The organism is Pseudomonas sp. C321, from assembly GCF_055407105.1.
In genome coordinates this window covers 584,522-605,338 of the sequence record NZ_JBUZRB010000004.1, presented here as the reverse complement: position 1 = coordinate 605,338, position 20,817 = coordinate 584,522, and the positions used below count along the sequence as shown (strand labels likewise).

Genomic DNA, 20,817 nt, shown 5'->3' with positions numbered 1-20,817 from the left:
TTCCAGAGCAGTCTTCCACAGCAGTCCCTCCTCTGACATTTTCAGTCGGGTGCTGGTCATTCAAAAATCACGGCTGTTCGGACTTGGTTGTTTTCAAATACCTACGAACAGTAGTTTTCGACAGCCCCAATGCCTCCCATATCTCGGCCACGGGCACTCCCGCACTGTTTAGACGATTTGCCTCTGCAGCTTTCTGCACCGCCCGGATCGAGCTGGTCGACCAGGAGGCAGCTTCCCTGTCCGTGCTAACGACCCCATCTCAACATCGACGCTATCTTTTTTAATCTTATTCAATTGCTTCGTTTGAATCGCCCCCGCTGACGTAGAGTACCGTTAGCTTGCCTGCTCGTTACCTAGCCTTGACCGTCCACAACTGATCTACCTTGGTCGTATAGCTCTGACTCATCAACTCTCGACGCATCGCCCAACCTGGCGCCACCGGAACACTCGCAACTCGTAGAACCCCCTTTCCCCAGCGGCCATTGATCTCATCCAGGACGCTCATTACCTTATCAGCCATCACGGGTTGCGAATGCGCGAACAGATCATCGGTGAACTCTCCAGGCTGGCGCAGATCCATCAGCAGAACCTCCGCCTTGCTGTATTTGTAGCCCGGGCGGAAGAGGCGGTTGACCGCTTCGGTCACGGCCTTGGTCATGAGTCGAACATCGTTTGTCGGGTAGGGTAGGTCGACGAGTGCGCCGTTCGCATATTTTGCTTCATCGGGATTGAACATACCCGTCCGAATGCTCACGCGGATCTTCTTGCACAGCGAGTTTTGCGCTCGGAGCTTTTCCGCAGCGCGCTGGGTGTAAGTAGCCACCGCCTCCTTGATGGGTTCTATGTCGGTGAGGCGTGTTCCGAACATCCGACTACAGCAGATTTCCTGTTTCGGTGGGTCAGCCTCACCTAATTCGAGACATGGAGTGCCGGCGAGCTCTCGAGCGGTCTTCTCAATCACAACACTGAATTTTTGGCGAAGCATCCAGGCATCGGCTTTCGCTAAATCCATTGCCGTCCTGATCCCCATCGCCTCCAGGTGTGCCTTCATTCGCTTGCCAACGCCCCAAACCTCACCGACATCAGTGTTGCGCAGCGTCCAATCCCGTTTGAACGGATCGCAGAGATCGACCACACCACCGGTGATATCCAGCAGCCTTTTGGCGGTATAGTTGGCGAGCTTGGCTAGAGTCTTGGTGCGGGCAATTCCTACCCCCACTGGAATGCCGGTGCGCTTGAGGAGGGTGGAACGCAAGTGCCGACCGAACGCAGACAGATCGCCAGGGATGCCAGTGAGATCGGCGAACGCCTCATCAATGCTGTAGACCTCCAGCGCTGGCACTATCGATTCGATAATCGTCATGACGCGTTCGCTCATGTCGCCGTACAGAGCGTAATTACTGCTGAAGGCCACGATCCCATGCCGGCGTAGATGGTCTTTGATCTGGAAGTACGGCTGGCCCATCTTCACGAAAGGCTTGGCGTCGTAGCTGCGCGCAATTACACAGCCGTCGTTGTTGGACAGCACCACGATGGGTGTCTTTGCCAGGTCGGGTCTGAACACTCGCTCGCAGCTTGCGTAAAAGCTGTTGCAGTCAATCAGGGCGAAGACTGGCTCAAGTGTTGTCATGATCGCGGACGCTGTATTTCACCACTCCCCAGATCACAAGCTCGTCGCCTTCCATCACATGCCTTGCTGGATATTTTGGATTTTCGGACAGGAGGATCACGGCGTTATCGCGCAAATGCAGGCGTTTGCAGAATGGCTCGGAGTTAAGAGCTGCGATGACAATATCCCCACTGACCGGATCTACACTTCGATCAACAACTACCAGATCCCCGGAATAGATACCTGCGCCCTGCATACTGTCTCCGTCGATCTTCACCAGGTACACGTGCGGGGCTCGAATATCGAACAGCTCATCAAGGGAGATGTGCTTTTCGATGTGATCAGCCGCAGGGGAGGGGAAGCCCGCCGGCACCTTGGATGAATAAAGGGGCAGCTTCTTACCGCCAGTAGCGAGTGGGCCGAGGATGGTGACGCTCATGATGCAAGCCTTAGAGTGGTAGACTGTACGTATATACAGTTAACGATTTGCTTCGCTTGCGGTCAATCTCATAAGCATCACTATTCGACGGGTGACAGCATGTGCGGACGCTGGTCGATCTACGAATCGATGGATCACTATCTGAAGGAGCTCGCGCCAGAGCAGCTTGTGATCAACGGCTACGATCTTTGGCCAGTGGAGCGATACAACTTCGCACCCTCGACCCGCGTGGAAATTATTCGGCCCTTAGACGAAAAGCTGAGCATTGATAAGGTGAAGTGGGGATGGTCGCCATTTTGGGCGAAAGGAAAGCGTCCTGATCCGATAAACGCTAGGGTTGAAACAGTCATGAGCGGGAAATTCTTTAGTCGGCTCTGGCCAAACGGTCGCGTGCTTGCACCGGCAAACAGGTGGTTTGAGTGGGTCAAAGATCCGGCTGATCCAAAGAAAAAGCAGCCCTACTTCATAACCCTGAAGGAGCAGGCTCCGATGTTCTTCGCTGGTTTAGCTGAGGTTCACCAGGGCCTGGAGCCAGACCCTCGCGACGGCTTCGTCATAATCACCGCCGCCAGCGATCAAGGGATGGTAGATATCCATGATCGGAAACCGCGATGGAACACTGCCGGCCTGCTACCGATTTTCATTGGTACAAGGTAAGCAAGGCTGTGGGCAGTGTTCGTAATCAGGGCCCAGAATTGATTGAGCCGCTCGCAAGGGTGTCAGACGGCGATGAATGATCAACCCGTGCCATACGTCCTGTAGTCTGTCGATGTTGATGGAAGGCAACTGCAGCGTTGCTAAGCCTTTCCATGAATAGCGCTTATCAGATTTCATTAAGAACGGACATCGCTTAGATCAACCACCAGTTTTGACACCCGGCATACCTGAGACCGCCCAGGTAACAGCTCGTACTGTAGGGGGCATGTGGTGGGATTGTTCGCCCCGAAGAGTTGGACACCATTAGGGTGGCCTGACATAAATTAAGGACAAAATATGTTCAGCAAATCTCAGATCATTACCATCCCAGTCCTGATCTCATCGGTACTTTTACTCACCGGCTGCCCCCCATCACCGGAATTCACCCGATGGCAACGTACTTCGACCTCTGTAGATGGTGTAAGAGCCGCAATGGCAGAATGTGGCGACCCTGTGGCAGGGCCACAAAACCATTTCCCAATAAACGAACAGATAATTCACTTTCAGTGTATGCAGCGCCTCGGTTTTACCCGTAAAGACGGCTTTGAATACTGTGAAATAATGAAGAATATGCCAGCCTGCGTCGAAGAAAGGCAGGGTCGTCCGCTCAGTTTGTCGCAGCTCGAAGCGTTGCCGTTTGTAGAAGATGAAGCATTTCACCCAATCAAACCTAATTCTGGTCGGGATGAACGTATGCAGGTCTCATGGCGTAAAGCGGGAGCATCACTCCATTTCTCATTCGAGGTAGCCAATGATAGTGAAGCCCTGCCAGTGATGTATGCGTGCGGCTATGCGAAACCACTTGGGTCGAATCTGGACGTCGCCAGCATCGGGCACACTGCAGAAGTGCAACGCTGCATGATTGATCATGGCTTTGAGCCCAAAAACAAAATTATGCTGGTTTGCCAGACTTACCCACAAGTGACGGGCTGTTCGTCGACAACGCCGCCGAGTTGACGCAGATAGAGAGCAGAGCCAAGAGGGGTTTGCTCGTTAGAGATAAGTCTCGATTGATGTGAAATATGCACTATTAGCTTGGGAAGCCTGAAGACTGGCTGCATTACCGAATTGCTGCGTGCGGCCAAGCGCAAGACACCGCTCTGCGACCGCATGCAGACGCCGGGAAAAACCATGAGTCCGTCGCTTTAGTGACCGACATAGCCCATGTCCCAGTTGATACTGCTGCTCCATGCTGCCTTCCGTGCGCTCTGTGATGTCTAGCATTGTCATGATCTGGGAGGTATGGCGCAACCATCATAAGGTGTCCCCTTGCTCCTTCAAGAGTCAAGATCAAAGCTTTCACCCGCCTCGACGAGTAGGGCGTATTGAATCGCCCTGGGTTCTATAGACACCTTGCAAGCTCGTGAACACCTTCGTATAGCTCGCCCTCTCGAAGCTTGATGCCGAAGAGACGCACGATCCGTTCACGAAACTGGGCGTGAGAGTCCATCGCGCAACTACAGCATAGTGCCCATTGTCAGTCCGTTTCTTTCAACATATCTTGTACATGACTTATACAATAGCATTACCCATGTACAATAAAACGAATTGGCCACTGACGCTGTACTTTGACGGTGAATGCCCTCTGTGTGCGCGCGAAATCAAGCTCCTGCGCGGGAATGCCGTAAAGGATCAACTGCTTTTCGTGGACATCAGCAGCGGTGCATTCGACGCCAAGGCAATCGGGTTCACGTTCGAGCAGATGCAGTCCTCGCTGCACGCCCGCTTCGCTGATGGACGTTGGGTAACCGGCCTGGATGCCACCCTGTGGAGCTGGCGAGCCGCCGGCTTGGGTTTTTGGGCAACGCCACTGACGTGGAGAGTATTCCGCCCGCTGCTTGAATTCGGTTATCGACTTTTCTGCCGCTTACGCCCCCATTTGGCGTGGTTACCTCACCCAGATAGTGGCAGCCGCTGTGTCGATAACCGTTGCGCGGTGCCGGCGTCAAAACCCGCATCAGACGAGCAGTCCACTTTGAAAAAAAAGCAGACATAGAAAGCTTCGCTTTGTTATGGCCCCGACGAAGAACCTGGGTCATGGCTGATCTGGCGAACCCTGTGTCATCTGCGTCAGATCGTGCGCAGCAGATACTCTCCTACCGCCAAGGATTGCCGACACATAAAGCGCAGCGTGGCTGCGAGGAATCAAGATGAACCCATCATTAGCCGAGCATTACCGTGAAATTCTCGTCGGCGTAGGCGAGAACCCTGAGCGTGAAGGACTGCTGGACACCCCCAAACGCGCAGCCAAAGCGATGCAGTACCTGTGCAATGGCTACACGATGAGTCTGGAGGAATTGATCAATGGCGCATTGTTCGAATCGGAAAACGATGAAATGGTCATCGTGCGCGACATCGAACTGTATTCATTGTGTGAGCATCACATGCTGCCCTTCATCGGCAAGGCTCACGTAGCGTACATCCCTACCGGAAGGGTACTGGGCCTGTCGAAGGTGGCCCGAGTGGTGGATATGTTCGCTCGTCGCCTACAGATCCAGGAAAACCTGACCAAACAAATTGCCGATGCAATTCAGCACATCACCGATGCCGCCGGCGTGGCGGTGGTCATTGAAGCGAAGCACATGTGCATGATGATGCGGGGCGTGGAGAAACAAAATTCGGTGATGACCTCATCCGTGATGCTGGGCGCCTTTCGCGAGTCCTCCTCTACGCGTCACGAGTTCCTGCAACTGATAGGGCGACTGGGTTAACACCAACAAATCGCATCACACTGCAGGAGAGCCTAGATGAACAGTCCCTTGACGATGAACTCCCTTAGTGAGGGCTATCGTGCCCTCGTAATAGGCGCCAGTGGGGCGCTCGGCTCAGCATTTTGTGAGTTGCTCAATCAGGATCCACGGTGTGCGTATGTTCGTGAGTTAGGGCGCAACAGTGTTCCCTGCCTCGACCTGGAGGATGCCGACAGTATCGCCAAAGCGGCAGCCGAATTGACTGAAGAAGCACCGTATCAGTTGATCGTGCATGCCGCAGGCCTGCTTCATCGCGACGAAATAAAGCCTGAAAAAAGTTACTCCGCAATTGAAGCAGACGCGTTGCAGTCGGTATTTCAAGTCAACACGTTTGGGCCTGCTCTGGTTTTGCGTCACTTCCTGCCGTTGCTGGATACTCATGGCGCAATGGCGATGCTCTCTGCCAAGGTAGGCAGCATCGGCGATAACCGCCTGGGCGGCTGGTACGCCTATCGTGCCTCCAAGGCAGCACTGAACATGCTGATTAAAACGGCGGCCATCGAACTGGCACGAACGCGGCCTCAGATCCGCTTGTTGAGTCTTCATCCCGGCACCGTCATCTCGGGCCTGTCACACCCATTTCGTGGTGCCTCAGCAGCCAGACCGGCGAGCATTGCTGCCCATGAGTTGTTATCTCTGATTGACCGCTTGGCGCCTGCTGACAGCGGTAATTTCTTTGCCTATAACGGAGAACGCCTTCCTTGGTAGACAGGGTGTGAACCTTGAATCTCCAGGCGCTGACCGAAAGGGCCGCGAATGGGGAAGTACGCGAATTGGAGCAGCTGTCGCTGGAGGGCGATTTTTATCTGGCACGAGTCAGGCTCGATCAGGGCCAGCTCACTTTGCTCGACGAATTAAAAGAGGCCTATTCACCTTCGCGCCATCAGTCATGACATCTCAGATGCACGGCGCCAGAGGTAAGGTTTAGTACCTGAAACTCCTGATGTTTACGGTTAAACCTAGCGTACGTCGAGGTTCTTTTTGAATCCGCGAAGGTTCATTATGAAAAGGCAAAACTGCAGGACGATGAGAGCATAGGCTTCTACGTACACCCCCCAAGTCACCCACAATATATTGCTCAGGCTAAAGCATACAAATCCTGTCATCCGCCTTCCTGGTCGTTGAGACCCAATAAGCCAGGCCGCAAGCACCGTCACCAACATCGCAGGCCATTGAACCCAATCTAGATAAGCCAAGCTTTTCACCCCGTTCAAAATGGCGATTTACGCATCGCCGATATGGCATGCTCATCTGGGGCTCTAAACCCATACCTCTGCTTTTGCCTTCGCTTCACTCTTCCTATGATCATTTTTCTTCAGTCCTCAATCGACAATGAGAGCAGGTAGCGTTAGCGAAAACATTCCATCTCCGCTCTCAGCGAGAGAGGTATGCCAGATGCTGAGCGAAGTGATCTTCGGTCGAAGCAGCGTGAGTAAGGTGGGTCAGAAGTCGTGGGGCGAAGTTTATGCCATCCGCTTCTAATTCAATGTAGACGGTTGGGATATTTCGATTTGCATCGACTGCGATGAGCTCAACTACTGCGAAGAGTGCTTGAGTCCCTAACTCACCAAACCTTTGCGTGTAAGTGGGAACCCCAGGGATAGCCTGAGCTAGGGGCTATCTGCACAGCTTTAGGGGGATGGCTTTGTGATAAGTTCAAAGTTGATAAGGCCTGCCCGCTAGACACCAACTCATTTTGAATCGCCCCGGGTTTCGTAGACACCTCTTTGCCTTAAACTGAGGCCAATTAGGAGGTGCCATGAGCAACCCACGTTATCCCGAAGAATTCAAAATCCAAGCGGTCAATCAAGTGACCGAAAAGAAGCTGCCTGTTGCTGATGTGGCAGCACGTCTTGGTGTGTCGACGCATAGCCTCTATGCCTGGATAAAGCGCTACAGCAAACCTCTAGAAGAACGACAGCAAGACGATGATCAACACGCTGAACTGCGTCGTCTGCGAGCAGAACTCAAACGCGTCACTGAAGAGCGAGACATCTTAAAAAGGCCGCCGCGTACTTTGCCAAGGAGTGCGGCTGAAGTACGCCTTTATCCAGCAGCGCGCTGGCGACTATTCGATTCGACGGCTTTGCCTGACGCTGAAAGTCCATCCCAGCGGTTATTACGCCTGGCTGTCTGAGCCGCAATCTTTACGCGCCAAAGACGACCAGCGACTGCTGGGTTTGATCAAGCATTCCTGGCTGGAGAGCGGCGGTGTTTATGGCTATCGCAAAATCCATGACGATCTGCGCGAGGTCGGTGAGGATTGTGGTCGTCATCGTGTGGCGAGGCTGATGCGTCTTGAAGGTCTGCGTTCTCAGACAGGTTATCGACGCCGCCCTGGAAAGTACGGCGGTAAGCCAGCGGTCGCCTCACCCAATTTGCTGAAGCGCCAGTTTGATGTCGTAGAACCCAACAAAGTTTGGGTCACCGACATCACTTACATTCGTACGTATGAAGGCTGGTTGTATTTGGCAGTGGTGCTGGATCTGTTTTCTCGTCAGGTCGTTGGCTGGTCAATGAAGGCGCAGATGACCAGTGATTTGGCTATTGATGAGTTATTGATGGCGGTTTGGAGGCGAAAACCGAAACAAGAGGTGATGGTTCACTCCGACCAGGGCAGCCAGTACAGCAGCTCCGATTGGCGCAGTTTTTTGAAGGCAAACAATTTGGTTGCCAGCATGAGCCGCCGAGGCAATTGTCATGACAACGCCGTGGCTGAAAGCTTTTTCCAGCTTCTGAAACGGGAACGAATCAGGCGGAAAATCTACACCTCACGGCAAGATGCTCGTAGTAATGTGTTCGATTACATCGAGATGTTCTACAACGCAAAACGCCGCCATGGTTTCAACAATCAGCTGTCACCGGTAGAGTTTGAAAAGCGTTACGCAATGAGCTTGCAAGGTGTCTAGAGAATCCGGGGCGATTCAGGGTTCACCAGTCCCATTGGCAAGACTGGTTGCGGGATCGAGGTTCAGAAGCAGCGAGGTTCGCTTATGTAGCGAGCTCCAGGCCCCAGCATATACTGATATGGGCGGTGAAAAAGCTCAAAGCAGAGGATCGGCTTGTGCTAGCCCAGTTGGGCTTTGAGTTGCCGTGATGCCAGTCACCAGTCTCCACGGGCATGAGGCCGTGGTAAATTTTATTCCATGACTGAATAGAGCTGCGCACCATGATGGGTTTGCCGAGCGCGACGTCCGTCAGTACTTGGCAAACCTTGAGGGCGGTGAGAGGGGAGGTTGTGTTCAAATCAATTTCGATTTAAGTCATGACGCATCCATAGCGGCGAAGCGTCGGTGAATTAAGGTGGGCACGACTTGCTTCGATCCTTCCTGCCTTCGCTTCTTTGGGCAAGGCCCGGCTCAAGACGCTTTTTTGAGCCTCGCAAAACCTTGCTTTATGTGCCCAGCGTTCTCGCCAATGGCCCACAAAGCACCTCGGACGTTCAGCGCTACCCTGGGCTTCAACGTGGAGCGTTAACGCCATCAACGCCGCCTCTAGGGCGAGCTGATTCTGATACATCCTTTCCAGCACGTCGGACAACGAGCATTCTCCTGCCATTTTCTTTCTCCTCTCCTTGGAATCATCTGAGCATATCCGTTGTGGCACGACCTAGGGTATCAAGCGCATCTCGCGTAGTTTGTCGAACACATCGAAAAATGCTTGATCGCTCGCCTGGTAGGCGGTGAAGCCCATTGCACGGCTTTTCGACATATCAGTGACGACTTCGATTGGTCGACCGAGGGCTGCATCCGTGTGCCATGGGGATACCAGGCGACCAATATTCGGCTCCTTCAAACCATGTTCCACGACTATTTGCGTCCAAGCGGCTTGGTCGTCAGCCATCTGCTTCTCAAGAGGTGAAAGTGAAGCGGGATAATCGGCAGTAGGCAAGTCGAAGTATTCGGCAATTCTGCTCCACATCCATTTCCAACGAAATACATCGCCATTAGTAATATTGAATGCTTGGTTGGCCGCAGCTGGCGTGGTGGCCGCCCACAGCTGTTGCTTCGCCAACTGCCGTGCGTCCGTCATATCGGTGAGGCTATCCCACTGCACTTTTGATCCGGGAAACACAAAAGGGCGATTGGTTTGTTTGCAAATCGAGGCATAGACGGCGAGGGTGGTTGCCATATTCATCGCGTTGCCTACCGCCACCCCGGTGACGGTATGCGGACGATGAACGCTCCAAGTGGAGCCGTCCTTTTCAGCAGCGGCGAAGAGTTCGTCTTCTTGGGCGTAGTAGAAATTTTCGATATTCAGACGACCCTGCTCTTCGCGGAACGGAGTCTGCGGAAGGCTACCTTTACCATAAGCTTCGAATGGGCCGAGGTAGTGCTTTAGCCCAGTAACCAGTGCTACGTGCTCGACGCTCTTGGCTGGGCGAATGGCGGTGAGCACGTTGCGTACCATGGCGGCATTAACGCGAATGTTCTCGGCCTCCGTGGCTTGCCGTGACCATGTGGTGATGAACACATGAGTAGGTTTCAGATCCGCGAGCGCATGTTCCAGCGAAGCTGGATCTTGAAGGTCTGCCGCGACGGGGATCACGCCTTGCGATTGCGACGGGTGCCTCGATAGCGCGGCGACCTGCCACTTGTTGTCGATTAGTAACTGAGTGATGGCGCTGCCGACGATGCCGCTGGCGCCGACGACCAATGCTGTCTGGGTCATACGTTTCTCCTGGATGTAGAGTTGGGAGCCCGCATAAGCAACAGAGGTTCAACCTAAAGCGAATACGCACTGACGTCCCCTATGTACCAGGCAGATCATTCGCATCGAATAATCTCTTGGCTATCCACCACCATCGAGTCTTGGCTGACCAAGTGATCTTGGTATGAGTACAAAAAGGGCCCTTCGAGAACCCTTTTGTTGTCACATCTCCTAAAATTTAGGCTGTGAGTTGAACACCTAGTCGCTAAAGAAATTTGATTGGGTAGTTTATGATGAGGCGGTTCTCATCGATGTCGTAACTGCTGAAATCCCGGCGAAGTGTTGAATTGCGCCAACGCACCGAGATGTCCTTCAACGGGCCGCTTTGAATGACGTAGGCCAGTTCGGATTCTCGCCCCCATTCCTTTCCATGGTCAGTGGCGTTGGTCTGGACATGGTCACCGCTGAGGTACCTATTCATCATCGTCAGTCCGGGCAGTCCTAGCGCTGCGAAGTCAAAGTCGTGACGAAGTTGCCAAGAGCGTTCCCGGGCGCTGTCATAACTTGAAGTAAAGGTATCGTTTGCTAGCGGGTAGCCGGCCGTGCCGTTTACTCGCATCCAGCCGGTCTCCCCATACACCCGCTGCAAACCCAGATAAAACGTATGAGCGCCTGTTTTGGCTGAAAGCATCAGTGAAGCCGTTTTGTTATCCATCTGGCCTGCTTTTGCAGATCCATTTTCGTCGCCAAGAAAGAGCCCAAGATTTGCTCCCAATTTCCAGGATCCAACACCTTGGCTATGGATCACATTCAAGTATTGCTGTTGGTAGATATCATCAAGTTGAGCGTACCAAAGGCCCACTTGGGTGGCCTTATCATTGAACTGGTACTCGCTCCCGGCGAAGTTGAATCGATCCGAGGTCGTTCCCGGGCGTCCAGCCATGAACATGTCGTCCATGCTGGCGTCATTTCGAGGACTGTTGCCCCGGAATTGGCCAGTGTAGAGCGTCAGGTTTTCAACTTCCCGTGAGGTAATCTGTGCACCGCGAAAGGTCTGTGGCAGGGAGCGGCCATCATCGGAGCGCAAGATAGGTAGTAGGGGAGCCCATTCACCTATTTTCAGTTCAGTCGCGGAGTATTTGGCTTTCACCGCGACACCTAAACGTCCGAAGTCGTCTGCCGGTCTTCCGCTATCGTGTACAGGAAGGAGTTGAGTACCTGCCGTTCCTCTTCCGCCGTCCAGCTTGATTGAGTAGAGCCCTAGTAGGTCTACTCCAAACCCTACTGCGCCCGTAGTGTAGCCTGAACGCATATCGAAAATAAAACTTTGAGCCCACTCTTCCGCCTTCCCTTGAGGGTAGGAGGGGTCTACAAAATTTCGGTTTTGATAGAAATTTCGAAGGTTGAGATAACCAGTTGTGTCGTTTAAAAAGCCTGCTGCCGACGCCCCAATCGAAGCAGAGCACAGAATGCCGACTGCTGTCGGCCTGAAGAGGGTCGCAAGTCGCGGTGTTTTGGAACGTGCAAGGATTTTCATTATTGTTATTTCCTTTTATCGAGCGCAGGACTCCTTCACAGTGAAAAGACTGCGGTGTCCGAGGCTATGGGTTACGACGGGATGAAGTGTCGCCAAAGTATTTTTGGGCGACACTCATAAACGCTTAAGCGAAGGTTGGAGTCGACTCTGCAGTGTCAGCAAAAAATGCAACTGCACCCAGCACTTAGCGCATGGAAGCGAATATATTCTTATGCATGATGGTTGCCTGGATATTGTTGTTGTTTTTGCACGAAGTCATGCGCCCATTAGGGCAATCAGGGCAGGCACCGTTAATACGGCGGTGTAATAGCCCATGAACTGTACGCCAATGTTGAAGCCCAAAAAGCGTGAGAGAAAACCGCCCAGCAGTCCGATGGTGATGATCACCAGCAAACCTAGTAGGCCGCCTTCCCAGATACCAATCACTAGAATCAGTCCAACAAAAGTCGAGATCACTGCTTCGTGGCTGATTTTGCGCGACACATAGGACGCCGCTCTGTGCGCGTAATTCATGGTGAATGGGTAAGCGATCAGAATGGCAATGACCACTGCCAACATACCGTACCCAAGAAACTCCCAGGTGCTGAGCAGTGAGTGCAAGTTGTTCACTTGGCCTGTTGCTGCATCGACGCTGAAGCGCGGGGGAGCATTGAAGAGTGGCGCTGCCGGGCCCGCTGCCACTGGGCTAAGTGGCAGACCGAAGGCGATCAGCGGGATCAACGCTTCGGCGATGTAGGTTGATTCGGTGACTCCGTTCCGAGCGGTTATGACTGTGGTCAAACGATGGTAGACGTGTTTGACCCTTGATCCGACGACCTCGCCCAAGATTACGGTCATAGCGACCGGGCTGAACACAAAGGTGGCGCTGGAGACTACGGCGGTGACGGCAGTCCACATGCTTTGTTTGCTATCCAATACTCTAAGCGGATTAGGAAAAAATCCGCCCCAGCTTTTTACGTCGGGAGACAAGGAAAAAGTGCGCACCTCTTGGCGTCGCATTGTTTCTCGCTCGGCAGGCGCGAGCATGGAGAACAGCGCGGCGATTAACGGGCCGATGGCAATGCCAAGGAAGTAACTGACACTGAGCTTGACCCCGTACTGCCCGGTGATGCTTTGCAGGCCAACAATCACCATAACGAAGGGGATCAATGTCAGCACTGCAGCCAGGCGGCCTTTGGAGAACCATGCGATGGCAATCGCCGCAAGCAGGAAAACCCAAGGTGCTGCATGCTTGATCATGTCACCGAACGGCGCGAGCATCACGGCGAACAATACGGCCATCGGAACAGCAATTAAGGCAGCAATCACCGCACCCGAAATCATCTTACGGAGTGCAATGTGTGGAACGCCTAAATTGCGCAAAAAGTTAGCCTCGCGCATGAGTGGCGTAGCCATGGTGTCGCCAGGAATACCCAGTAATGCCGTAGGTACGGCATGGGTCATATGTTTGGCTACGGCTCCCGCCAGGAAGAATGTCAGCACACCTGGGGCAGGAACGCCCAGCAGAACGACGAGCAAAGTCAAAGGGGCGAGCGTAGTGGTTTCATCGCTGCCTGAGATGAGTCCGATCCCGGCAAAAATCACCGCCCCGAGGATACCCATGCCCAGCGCTACGAGGATCTGATCCATCAATAGTGCGATCATGACCGGCCTCCATTGACGCCTGCAGCGCTGACAGTAATGTCGGGTGGCACGTCGAGGTTTTTGGCGGGAGTGAGAAGGCCTTTCTCGTAATCAACGAACAGATCATAAAGATCCATTTCATGCAGTTCCGCAATCGTGGCGGGCGGTAGGTCAGTCAGACTGCCAAGGGGGCCATATTCGTTCTGCAATTCGATCAGAATTTTTGAACGCCATGCCGGATCTGCCAGATGCTCTACGACGTTACGCTTGGGTTTGAAAAGCGCCGCGCTGATGGCTCCACCTGCCAGGCAGCCGACAATACCCACCAGCATTGCGTAGGCGCGCGCCATCTGCAGAGAATCTACCCAGCCGACAAGCAGGTGCTGCGCAATGAAGAAAGCGCCGAGGCTAACGATTGCTCCAATACCAATGGAGTAGATCAGATGGCGACCGTCTACCGTGTCACCCCATACTTCAAACAGTTCGGGTTTCATAAGGATTCTCCCACTGCCCCTGCGGGCTTTTATTGTTATGAACGTGAAGAGATGCTGCTTAATTCACTTCTACGAGGCCACGTTTCGCGAGAAGGGCTCGGGATACTCTCGACGCCGTTTTTCGGCTGAGCTTTGCATTGATGAACGCACCAATTTCGATCAATGCGTCAAGGTCAATGCCATGATTGATGCCTAGGCCGTTTAGCAGGTACACCACGTCTTCGGTGGCAACATTGCCAGTGGCGCCAGGCGAGTATGGGCAGCCACCTAGGCCTGCGACTGAGCTATCGAATATCCTTACATCCGCCTCTAACGCCGCGTAGATATTCGCGATAGCCATGCCGTAAGTATCATGAAAGTGCCCGGCCAGAGCGCTCACCGGAACAACTTGTCTACAGGTCTTGATCAACTCCTTGGTAGCCGCAGGCGTACCCGTGCCAATGGTGTCGCCTAGACTGATTTCGTAACATCCCATCTCATACAGTGAAGCGCAGACTGCTGCGACTGCACCTGGTTCGACGTGGCCTGTGAAGGGGCAACCCATGACACAGGAAACGTAGCCTCTCACCCTTACTCCGGCATCGCGCGCGCGCATCATGACTTCTTGAAAACGCACGAGGCTTTCGGCAATCGAACAGTTGATGTTCTTTTGCGAGAAGGCCTCTGAGGCTGCGGCGAATATAGCGACTTCGCGACATCCCGCAGCCAGGGCAGCCTCCAGTCCTTGAACATTGGGCACCAGCGCAGTCCAGGTCACCCCGGGACGAACTGGCAATGCCTGGAACACCTCATCCGAGCGCGCCATCTGCGGCACCCAGCGAGGTGAGACAAAAGCCCCTGCCTCAAGTGTTTGTAGCCCGGAGTCCGCTAACCTTTCCAGCAACTGCACACGGGTCTGCGGTGAGAGCGTCAGCTTTTCATTCTGCAATCCATCGCGCGCGCCCACCTCAACCAGTCGGACATGATCGTCAGCCATGATCATTACTGCGCACGCTTTTGCTTAAGTAGTTCAGCCGCTTTGTCTGAACGCACATCACGAGCCTCAACCATCTGCTTGACCAGCCAGTTGACCTCTTCTCCTTTGGCTCCAGCGGAAAGCGCAATGTTGCGTGCGTGCAAGGCCATGTGGCCGCGTTGTATTCCCTCTGTAGACAGTGCACGTAGTGCGCCTAGGTTTTGTGCCAGCCCAACTGCCACAGCAATTTCGGCGAGTTCCTGTGCTGTCTTCACACCCAGGATGCGTAGTGATAGTTGTGCCAGTGGGTGAGTCTTGGTGGCGCCGCCGACCAGTCCAACAGGCATTGGCATTTCCAGTGTCCCCACCAGATGGCCCTTGCCATCTTTTTCCCAAGTGCTCAGAGAACCGTAATGACCGTTACGACACGCGTAAGCATGCGCACCAGCTTCTACCGCACGCCAATCATTTCCGGTGGCGACGATCAACGGGTCGATGCCATTCATGATGCCCTTGTTGTGAGTGGCCGCACGGTATGGATCGACTACGGCAAAGTTGTAGGCATCAAGGATGCCTTCAATGACGTCCTCGCCGCTGTAGCCTGCGGTCGTGAGTAGCTCAGGTGCAATACGGATTTGGGCTCGAGCAAGACGCAGGTCGGCCAGGTTGGACAGAATACGCAGTCGTACCTTGCCGCCAGTTATTTCCTCCATCAACGGGGCCACTGCTTCCGCCATAGTGTTCACGGTGTTAGCACCCATGGCGTCGCGCACGTCCACGATCAGGTGGGCTACCAGCATTGGCCCGCGTGGGCTCTGGGCGAAGGTATGTACTTCAATGTCACGGCAACCGCCGCCCAGCTTGTTAAGCAGTTGATCCTTGCGGTTGGCCAGTTCGATAATTTCGTCTTTGCGACGCATAAGACTTAGGCGAGCATTAAAGGGGTCATCTATTTCGACGATCTGCACTTGGGCACGCATCAGCGGCAGAGAGCTGGAGGTCTGGAAGCCACCAGCCTCGCGCGCCAGTTTTGCCATGAACGATGCCGCTGCGACTACTGAAGGCTCTTCAACCACCAACGGCACGATTACATCGTGACCATTAATTTGGAAGTTGCTTGCGACGGCGTAGGGTAATTCGAATTTACCGATTACGTTCTCGATCATGCCGTCGGCTATTTCCAAGGGTAGGGCGCCGGCATCGCGTAGCAGGGCCACGTCATCCTCTGGAAGCTCAAGAAGCTCTTGCAAGTGACCAAGGCGTTCGGAAGGTGACATGCTGCGAAACATGGGAAGACGGGAGTCGATACTCATGGGGGGAGTCCTGTAGCAGTTATTGTTTTTGAGTTGCGGTCACCCTATTCCCATGTGTTCTGGTAAAAAAGGTACAGTTTGGACAGACAGTACCTAGGCTGTACCCTTTGCAGTCAATTCATTCAGGAATCCATAAGATGGCGCGGCTGACACTTGCCCAGGAACTGACTGCATCACTGGTCGAGCAGATCGGCAACGGCACATACCGAGTGGGTGACCGTTTGCCGTCCCTACGCGAGTGTATGCGCTTGTTCGGCCATTCGAAAAATACGGTTATCAACGCGTATGAGTCGCTGGCTTCCCAAGGACTTGTTGAGGCGCGTCATGGGCAGGGCTTCTTCGTTAAACGAGGAGCTCCAAGCAGCAGCGAACCGGAAGAGCCACTTCCTTTCACTCGGGCGATGGACACCATTTGGCTTATGCGCCAGCAATTTGTCCGTGAGCCCGGTCACTCGCCACTCGGTGAAGGTTTTCCGCCTGTAGAGTGGTTAATGGATTTGCGGTTGGACAAGTTCACTCGGCAGGTCATGCGTATTGGTGTAACGACGCTTTTCCGATACGGCAACCGGCTGGGAAATGCAGCTCTTCGTCAACACCTAGCGCAGAAACTAGCTACCTATTCGATTACTGCCAGTCCTCGCCAGATCGTAACAACCCATGGGGCAAATCACGCGCTGGATCTGATAATCCGTCGCTTCATCGCCCCTGGGGATTACGTTTTTGTCGAGGATCCAGGCTATTACCCGCTGTTCGGTAAGCTGCAATTGCAAGGTGCTCGGATGCTATCTGTACCTAGATTGCCGGATGGGCCAGACATAGAAGCGCTGGAGCGCCATCTTCTCTTGCATAAGCCCAAGTTATTTTTCATACAGTCCGTTGGGCACAACCCGACGGGCTCCGATATTTCACCCAGCAAAGCTCATCGGTTGGTTCAGTTAGCGGACGAGCATAATTTTATCTTGGTGGACGACGACGCTTTGGCAGATTTCAAACCGGCATCGGCAATTAAGGTATCTGCGCTGGATCAGTTGAAACGCTCACTGTACGTGGGCAGTTTTTCAAAATCTGTTTCTGCGGCATTGAGGGTTGGGTTTATCGCTGGCAGTAAAGATGTCATAGATGAACTGGGTGACGTGAAAATGCTGCTGCACACCAGCACATCGGAACTTTGTGAGCGAACCGTTGATGTCATCCTGACGGAGGGGCATTTCCTGCGTCATCTGATCCGACTTCAGGAGCGGTTAAAAACTGCCACGACGGTAGGTTTGCAGATGCTCGATGAGATTGGGGCCGAGGTATTCGTTCGTCCAGAGCAAAGTCTTTATTTGTGGGTCAGGTTTCCTCACGTTGAGGATGCCAGGGAACTGACGCGCCAACTACTTCCAAAGGGTTTCATGATTGCTCCAGGACACATTTTTTCACCGGAGCAATCGCGTATAAATCCATGGACTAGATTGAATGTCGCGTATCTAAATGATCCGTTACTCAAAGCCATATTGAGCAACTGAGACGCCGCCGTTCTCCTTTCGGGACGTTTTGGTTTATCGGCAGGCCGTCACAGCGCACCTTTGTGGCCCGACAGGGGCCTTTGGTGTCGCGGATTTGACCGCATCCTCCACCCTGAGCCCTGAGTGGCGTCTGCTGATCATCATGGGTTTCTGTGGCGGGCTTACCACCTTTTCTACGTTTTCGCCGGAAACAGTTGCCCTGATCTAGGAAGGGAGAATACTCTGGGCGCTCGGCTCAGTTTCATTACACGTCGTGGGTTCGCTGGTGATGACGGTTGAGGTTTGCCACGAGCTGAAAGCGGTGCTTAAAGACGCCGGCTACTCAACAGCGGTCGGAGATGAGGGTGGCTTTGCGCCGACGCTCAAGAAAAACTCAGATGCCATTGAGCTGATCATTAAGGCAATTGAAAGGGCCGGTTAGTGGGTTCATGTTTTGGTTCATCGATCGTGTCAATGGGAAGGGCGTTTACCTGAAGGTCACCAACCAGGAAATGGATGCTTACCGGTTCCGAGGCTTCTTCAACGACATCCTCGCCCAAGAGGATGCCGACTATTTCCGCGTGTTCGGTCTGGGCCGTCTGGTACTTTCTGAGACCGGGAAAAGCTACAGGCTGGGGATCGAAGACCTCAACCGCCTGACGATTTTTGCGGTCAGAAAGAAGCCGCTTGCCTGATTTTTGATGGGTGAGGGATGGCTCGTATTCGGTCGGCAAGTAATGCTTTTGTCTCACACGGGTACCAAGAAGTCGATGGGTTGTGGCAAACAGGCAATCGGCGCTTACCATTGGGCGCCGCCATCAATAAATAGGCCAGGGACGACATGGAGGATATCGAACGTCAGATAGCCCAGAGGCACCTCAAGCAAGGCGAGGGGAGTTTGGGATGAACCTCGCTTGGTTCCCAGGAATGGCCCAGCTCGCATCTGGATTGGCAATGAAATCCGCATAGCGCTCGTAGTCAGGGCGAGTCCAACCGAGAAGCGAGATCTCGTTGGCGAAGCTCCAATTCAGCATTTTCTCCAGCGTAATAAAGCTGGTGCGGCCTCTGGTAATTCCAATTGTGGGCAATCCAGTTGATATAGCGGTGAGCATACCAAGTACTCATGAACGGAATGAAGTCTGAATCAAGTGCAGTCAGTCGAGCGTTAACCTCAGAATTTACAGGAAGCTGCGCTTCTTGATTTGGCCTCCAATGTGCGTATGGAGGGAAGATCGGGAATGGGATGAACGGCCGCATGATTGGATATCCTGCGCGCTATGATGGAGAGTATGTTTTTTAGGTTTAGCAGACAGAAGATTTGTCAGCCAGGGCTAGATTTTTTCAAGTATGTTGAACGGAGGATTGTGACACGCAGGGATAGTGGGAGGTCTGGAAACTACGACCAAGTGCTTGATCTGGATGGAACGGGGGTTTGTGAAAATCTCACCGGGGGTTAGTGGAAACGGACAGCTCATGAACATATCTGACATAGCACCTGATTTAACATAATATACATTATGCGTACTATCAGGTGTGACCTTTGGGGTGTTGTGCATCAGATGCACAGCCTGCACTGCGCTCCTTCTCGTTACTTGAATAATCACCCCATACGGCTACTTGCAGGTTCGTACTCGCTGCGGCAATCTGCTCGGCTCAATCATGATGGAACCTGATCTGTGATGTCACCAGTTGCAATGAACGATCCAAATCTGCAGACATTCATCGCCCGGTTGATGGCCGACAAGCTGGCCACTTGCTCATCAGTTCTTAACGCTCCGTTGCCAGGTGACGGTATTCAGTTCCCGGTCAACAAGCTCGTGGTCAAAGGATACGAACCCTTGAGGTGTCACCACAATTGCCGGGTGCATCAGCTTCGTAACCAAGGCGACGTCATCTACGGCTGGAACCTCTATTCCGGGATGATCGAGGGCGACTTGTTCTACGTGGCCCAGCCTCATGCGATTTGGAAGAAGGATGATCAGTACGCCGATGTTACCCCTGAATTCGATAAGCGGATCAGCCACATTCAGACGTTCACGTTCCTGCCCGATAACCGTGTGCCGATCGGCCACACCATTAGGTTCAAAATTCCACCCTTGTTCATCCACGGTTCAGGAATGTATCGCTGGGCTTCCGGTCTTAATAATAACAGCAGGTATTCGAAGGACTATTTCGAGGTAATGACGATGAGTTCAGATTTCGCCATCGAGGCGCTAAACCTCGCTCCGTGTTGACGCCGAGGGCGTTCAATTGCATAACTAAACTAAATGACTGTTTAGTTTAGTTATAATAAACCCTTGCCTAGGCCCGTGATTGGGCGCCCCCCTCCTGCCGCCGCCAGCGCCATTTAACCCTTCCTGGTAAACCGCCCACGAATCAGCACAAAAAACAGCGGTACAAAAAATATCCCCAGCAGCTTCGCGCTAAACATCCCGCCCAGCACACCCCTACCGATGGCCTGCCGCCCTGCCGAGCCTGCGCCACTGCTCATAGCCAGCGGCAGGACGCCAAACATGGAACGCCAGCGACGTCATCAGGATTGGCCGCAGACGCAAGCGTGCCGCGGTAGGGTAGCGTCCACCAGGCTCTGGCCCTGTTCCTGCAGGTGCTTGGCAAATTCGACGATCAGGATCGCGTTTTTGGCCGCCAGGCCAACCGTGGTCAGCAACCCGACCTGAAAATACACGTCGTTTGAAAGCCCCGCCGCTCGGATCGCCAGCACTGTGCCGATAACCCCCAGTGGCACGACCAGGATCACCGAAAACGGCACCGACCAACTTTCATACAGTGCCGCCAGGCACAAGAACACAAAGAGGATGGACACTGCGTACAGCAGAGGCGCCTGGGAGCCCGCCTGGCGCTCTTGATAAGACTGCCCGCTCCACTCGTGGCCGATGCCTTCGGGCAATTGCTTGATGACTGCCTCTACCGCCGTCATGGCTTTACCCGAGCTGACGCCCGGTGCCGGGTCGCCCACCAGGCCGATGGCCGCACTGCCGTTGTAGCGCTCCAGTTGAGGTGAACCATAGCTCCAGGTTGCGCTGGCGAAGGAGGAAAACGGCACCATTTCGCCCAGGCTGTTACGCACAAACCAGCGGTACAGGTCCTTACGCCTTCAGACAAGAAGGCGCAGCTTTTCAGTTCAATGCCAGAGCATTGCAAATACAGGCATGAACAACGATGGGCGCATACGCAACGAAGACAAACTACAGGTCAGTGATATTGTCGCATCAATACAATATGTGCTTTCGCTAAGCAATACAG

The 20,817-nt window shown here is 53.6% G+C and carries 19 protein-coding genes and 6 pseudogenes; 11 read left to right on the top strand and 14 right to left on the bottom strand.

Annotation, left to right across the window (positions count from 1 at the left end; genetic code table 11):
• Positions 1 to 67 precede the first annotated feature (67 nt).
• From ACZRJ6_RS15600 to ACZRJ6_RS15590, 3 genes are all read right to left on the bottom strand, one after another.
• Positions 68 to 151, bottom strand: a complete 84-nt coding sequence (locus ACZRJ6_RS15600; protein WP_463993545.1) for a hypothetical protein — start codon at positions 149 to 151, stop codon at positions 68 to 70.
• A 198-nt stretch (positions 152 to 349) separates the two neighbouring features.
• Entirely contained in the window at positions 350 to 1,630 is a 1,281-nt protein-coding gene (gene umuC / locus ACZRJ6_RS15595; RefSeq protein WP_463968448.1) for a translesion error-prone DNA polymerase V subunit UmuC, read from the bottom strand.
• Entirely contained in the window at positions 1,617 to 2,048 is a 432-nt protein-coding gene (locus ACZRJ6_RS15590) for a LexA family protein (protein ID WP_463968449.1), read from the bottom strand. Before ACZRJ6_RS15590 ends, umuC begins: the two co-directional genes overlap by 14 nt.
• Before the next feature lie 99 nt (positions 2,049 to 2,147).
• On the opposite strand from ACZRJ6_RS15590, the pseudogene ACZRJ6_RS15585 reads away from it, so the two are divergent.
• The 6 genes and pseudogenes from ACZRJ6_RS15585 to ACZRJ6_RS15560 all read left to right on the top strand — a co-directional run.
• Positions 2,148 to 2,785: pseudogene (locus ACZRJ6_RS15585) on the top strand (SOS response-associated peptidase).
• A 256-nt stretch (positions 2,786 to 3,041) separates the two neighbouring features.
• On the top strand, positions 3,042 to 3,701 hold the full coding sequence (locus ACZRJ6_RS15580; RefSeq protein ID WP_463968450.1) for a hypothetical protein: 660 nt from the start codon (positions 3,042 to 3,044) through the stop codon (positions 3,699 to 3,701).
• Positions 3,702 to 4,275: 574 nt separating this feature from the next.
• Positions 4,276 to 4,740 (top strand): thiol-disulfide oxidoreductase DCC family protein, encoded by a 465-nt coding sequence (locus ACZRJ6_RS15575; protein ID WP_463968451.1) that lies wholly within the window; start codon positions 4,276 to 4,278, stop codon positions 4,738 to 4,740.
• A gap of 154 nt (positions 4,741 to 4,894) precedes the next feature.
• On the top strand, positions 4,895 to 5,455 hold the full coding sequence (gene folE / locus ACZRJ6_RS15570; RefSeq protein WP_463968452.1) for a GTP cyclohydrolase I FolE: 561 nt from the start codon (positions 4,895 to 4,897) through the stop codon (positions 5,453 to 5,455).
• A 36-nt stretch (positions 5,456 to 5,491) separates the two neighbouring features.
• A complete protein-coding gene (locus ACZRJ6_RS15565) occupies positions 5,492 to 6,202 on the top strand; it encodes an SDR family NAD(P)-dependent oxidoreductase (protein WP_463968453.1) in 711 nt (236 codons plus the stop codon).
• A gap of 14 nt (positions 6,203 to 6,216) precedes the next feature.
• A pseudogene (locus ACZRJ6_RS15560) lies at positions 6,217 to 6,385 on the top strand (DUF6482 family protein); the annotation flags it as partial.
• Positions 6,386 to 6,453: 68 nt separating this feature from the next.
• Here ACZRJ6_RS15560 and ACZRJ6_RS15555 read toward each other — a convergent pair.
• Positions 6,454 to 6,657, bottom strand: coding sequence for a hypothetical protein (locus ACZRJ6_RS15555; protein WP_463968867.1), 204 nt, complete (start codon positions 6,655 to 6,657; stop codon positions 6,454 to 6,456).
• A 596-nt stretch (positions 6,658 to 7,253) separates the two neighbouring features.
• Between ACZRJ6_RS15555 and ACZRJ6_RS15550 the strand changes: the two genes are divergently transcribed.
• Positions 7,254 to 8,403, top strand: a protein-coding gene (locus ACZRJ6_RS15550) for an IS3 family transposase (RefSeq protein ID WP_463968454.1) whose coding sequence is annotated in 2 segments (ribosomal slippage) — positions 7,254 to 7,495 and positions 7,494 to 8,403 — 1,152 coding nt in all. Because the reading frame shifts where the segments join, the coding sequence is not laid out codon by codon here.
• Positions 8,404 to 8,605: 202 nt separating this feature from the next.
• On the opposite strand, the pseudogene ACZRJ6_RS15545 reads toward ACZRJ6_RS15550, so the two are convergent.
• The 8 genes and pseudogenes from ACZRJ6_RS15545 to ACZRJ6_RS15510 form a co-directional block, all read right to left on the bottom strand.
• Positions 8,606 to 8,740: pseudogene (locus ACZRJ6_RS15545) on the bottom strand (DUF7693 family protein); the annotation flags it as partial.
• A gap of 113 nt (positions 8,741 to 8,853) precedes the next feature.
• Positions 8,854 to 9,052 (bottom strand): annotated as a pseudogene (locus ACZRJ6_RS15540) (hypothetical protein).
• Positions 9,053 to 9,103: 51 nt separating this feature from the next.
• The gene (locus tag ACZRJ6_RS15535) at positions 9,104 to 10,165 is read right to left on the bottom strand and encodes an SDR family oxidoreductase (protein ID WP_463968455.1); all 1,062 of its coding nucleotides are present in this window, start codon (positions 10,163 to 10,165) and stop codon (positions 9,104 to 9,106) included.
• A gap of 244 nt (positions 10,166 to 10,409) precedes the next feature.
• Positions 10,410 to 11,681, bottom strand: a complete 1,272-nt coding sequence (locus ACZRJ6_RS15530) for an OprD family porin (protein ID WP_463968456.1) — start codon at positions 11,679 to 11,681, stop codon at positions 10,410 to 10,412.
• Between the two features lie 255 nt (positions 11,682 to 11,936).
• Positions 11,937 to 13,325, bottom strand: coding sequence for a tripartite tricarboxylate transporter permease (locus ACZRJ6_RS15525; protein WP_463968457.1), 1,389 nt, complete (start codon positions 13,323 to 13,325; stop codon positions 11,937 to 11,939).
• Positions 13,322 to 13,798, bottom strand: coding sequence for a hypothetical protein (locus tag ACZRJ6_RS15520; protein WP_463968458.1), 477 nt, complete (start codon positions 13,796 to 13,798; stop codon positions 13,322 to 13,324). Before ACZRJ6_RS15520 ends, ACZRJ6_RS15525 begins: the two co-directional genes overlap by 4 nt.
• A 58-nt stretch (positions 13,799 to 13,856) precedes the next feature.
• Complete coding sequence (locus ACZRJ6_RS15515; RefSeq protein WP_463968459.1) at positions 13,857 to 14,774, bottom strand: hydroxymethylglutaryl-CoA lyase; 918 nt, start codon at positions 14,772 to 14,774, stop codon at positions 13,857 to 13,859.
• A gap of 5 nt (positions 14,775 to 14,779) precedes the next feature.
• Complete coding sequence (locus tag ACZRJ6_RS15510; protein WP_463968460.1) at positions 14,780 to 16,066, bottom strand: hydroxymethylglutaryl-CoA reductase, degradative; 1,287 nt, start codon at positions 16,064 to 16,066, stop codon at positions 14,780 to 14,782.
• A gap of 137 nt (positions 16,067 to 16,203) precedes the next feature.
• Between ACZRJ6_RS15510 and ACZRJ6_RS15505 the strand changes: the two genes are divergently transcribed.
• The 3 genes and pseudogenes from ACZRJ6_RS15505 (at position 16,204) to ACZRJ6_RS15495 (ending at position 18,248) form a co-directional block, all read left to right on the top strand.
• Positions 16,204 to 17,574 carry an aminotransferase-like domain-containing protein gene (locus ACZRJ6_RS15505; protein ID WP_463968461.1) on the top strand — a complete coding sequence of 457 codons (1,371 nt, stop codon included), beginning with the start codon at positions 16,204 to 16,206 and terminating at the stop codon, positions 17,572 to 17,574.
• 79 nt (positions 17,575 to 17,653) lie between these two features.
• A pseudogene (locus ACZRJ6_RS15500) lies at positions 17,654 to 17,995 on the top strand (CrcB family protein); the annotation flags it as partial.
• A gap of 7 nt (positions 17,996 to 18,002) precedes the next feature.
• Positions 18,003 to 18,248 carry a hypothetical protein gene (locus tag ACZRJ6_RS15495; protein ID WP_463968462.1) on the top strand — a complete coding sequence of 82 codons (246 nt, stop codon included), beginning with the start codon at positions 18,003 to 18,005 and terminating at the stop codon, positions 18,246 to 18,248.
• A 183-nt stretch (positions 18,249 to 18,431) separates the two neighbouring features.
• Here the strand turns inward: ACZRJ6_RS15495 and ACZRJ6_RS15490 are convergent, their stop codons facing one another.
• Positions 18,432 to 18,665, bottom strand: a complete 234-nt coding sequence (locus ACZRJ6_RS15490; RefSeq protein WP_463993540.1) for a hypothetical protein — start codon at positions 18,663 to 18,665, stop codon at positions 18,432 to 18,434.
• A 567-nt stretch (positions 18,666 to 19,232) separates the two neighbouring features.
• Here ACZRJ6_RS15490 and ACZRJ6_RS15485 point away from each other — a divergent pair.
• Complete coding sequence (locus ACZRJ6_RS15485) at positions 19,233 to 19,787, top strand: hypothetical protein (RefSeq protein WP_463968463.1); 555 nt, start codon at positions 19,233 to 19,235, stop codon at positions 19,785 to 19,787.
• Between the two features lie 113 nt (positions 19,788 to 19,900).
• Here the strand turns inward: ACZRJ6_RS15485 and ACZRJ6_RS15480 are convergent.
• A pseudogene (locus tag ACZRJ6_RS15480) lies at positions 19,901 to 20,656 on the bottom strand (efflux RND transporter permease subunit).
• Between the last annotated feature and the right edge of the window lie 161 nt (positions 20,657 to 20,817).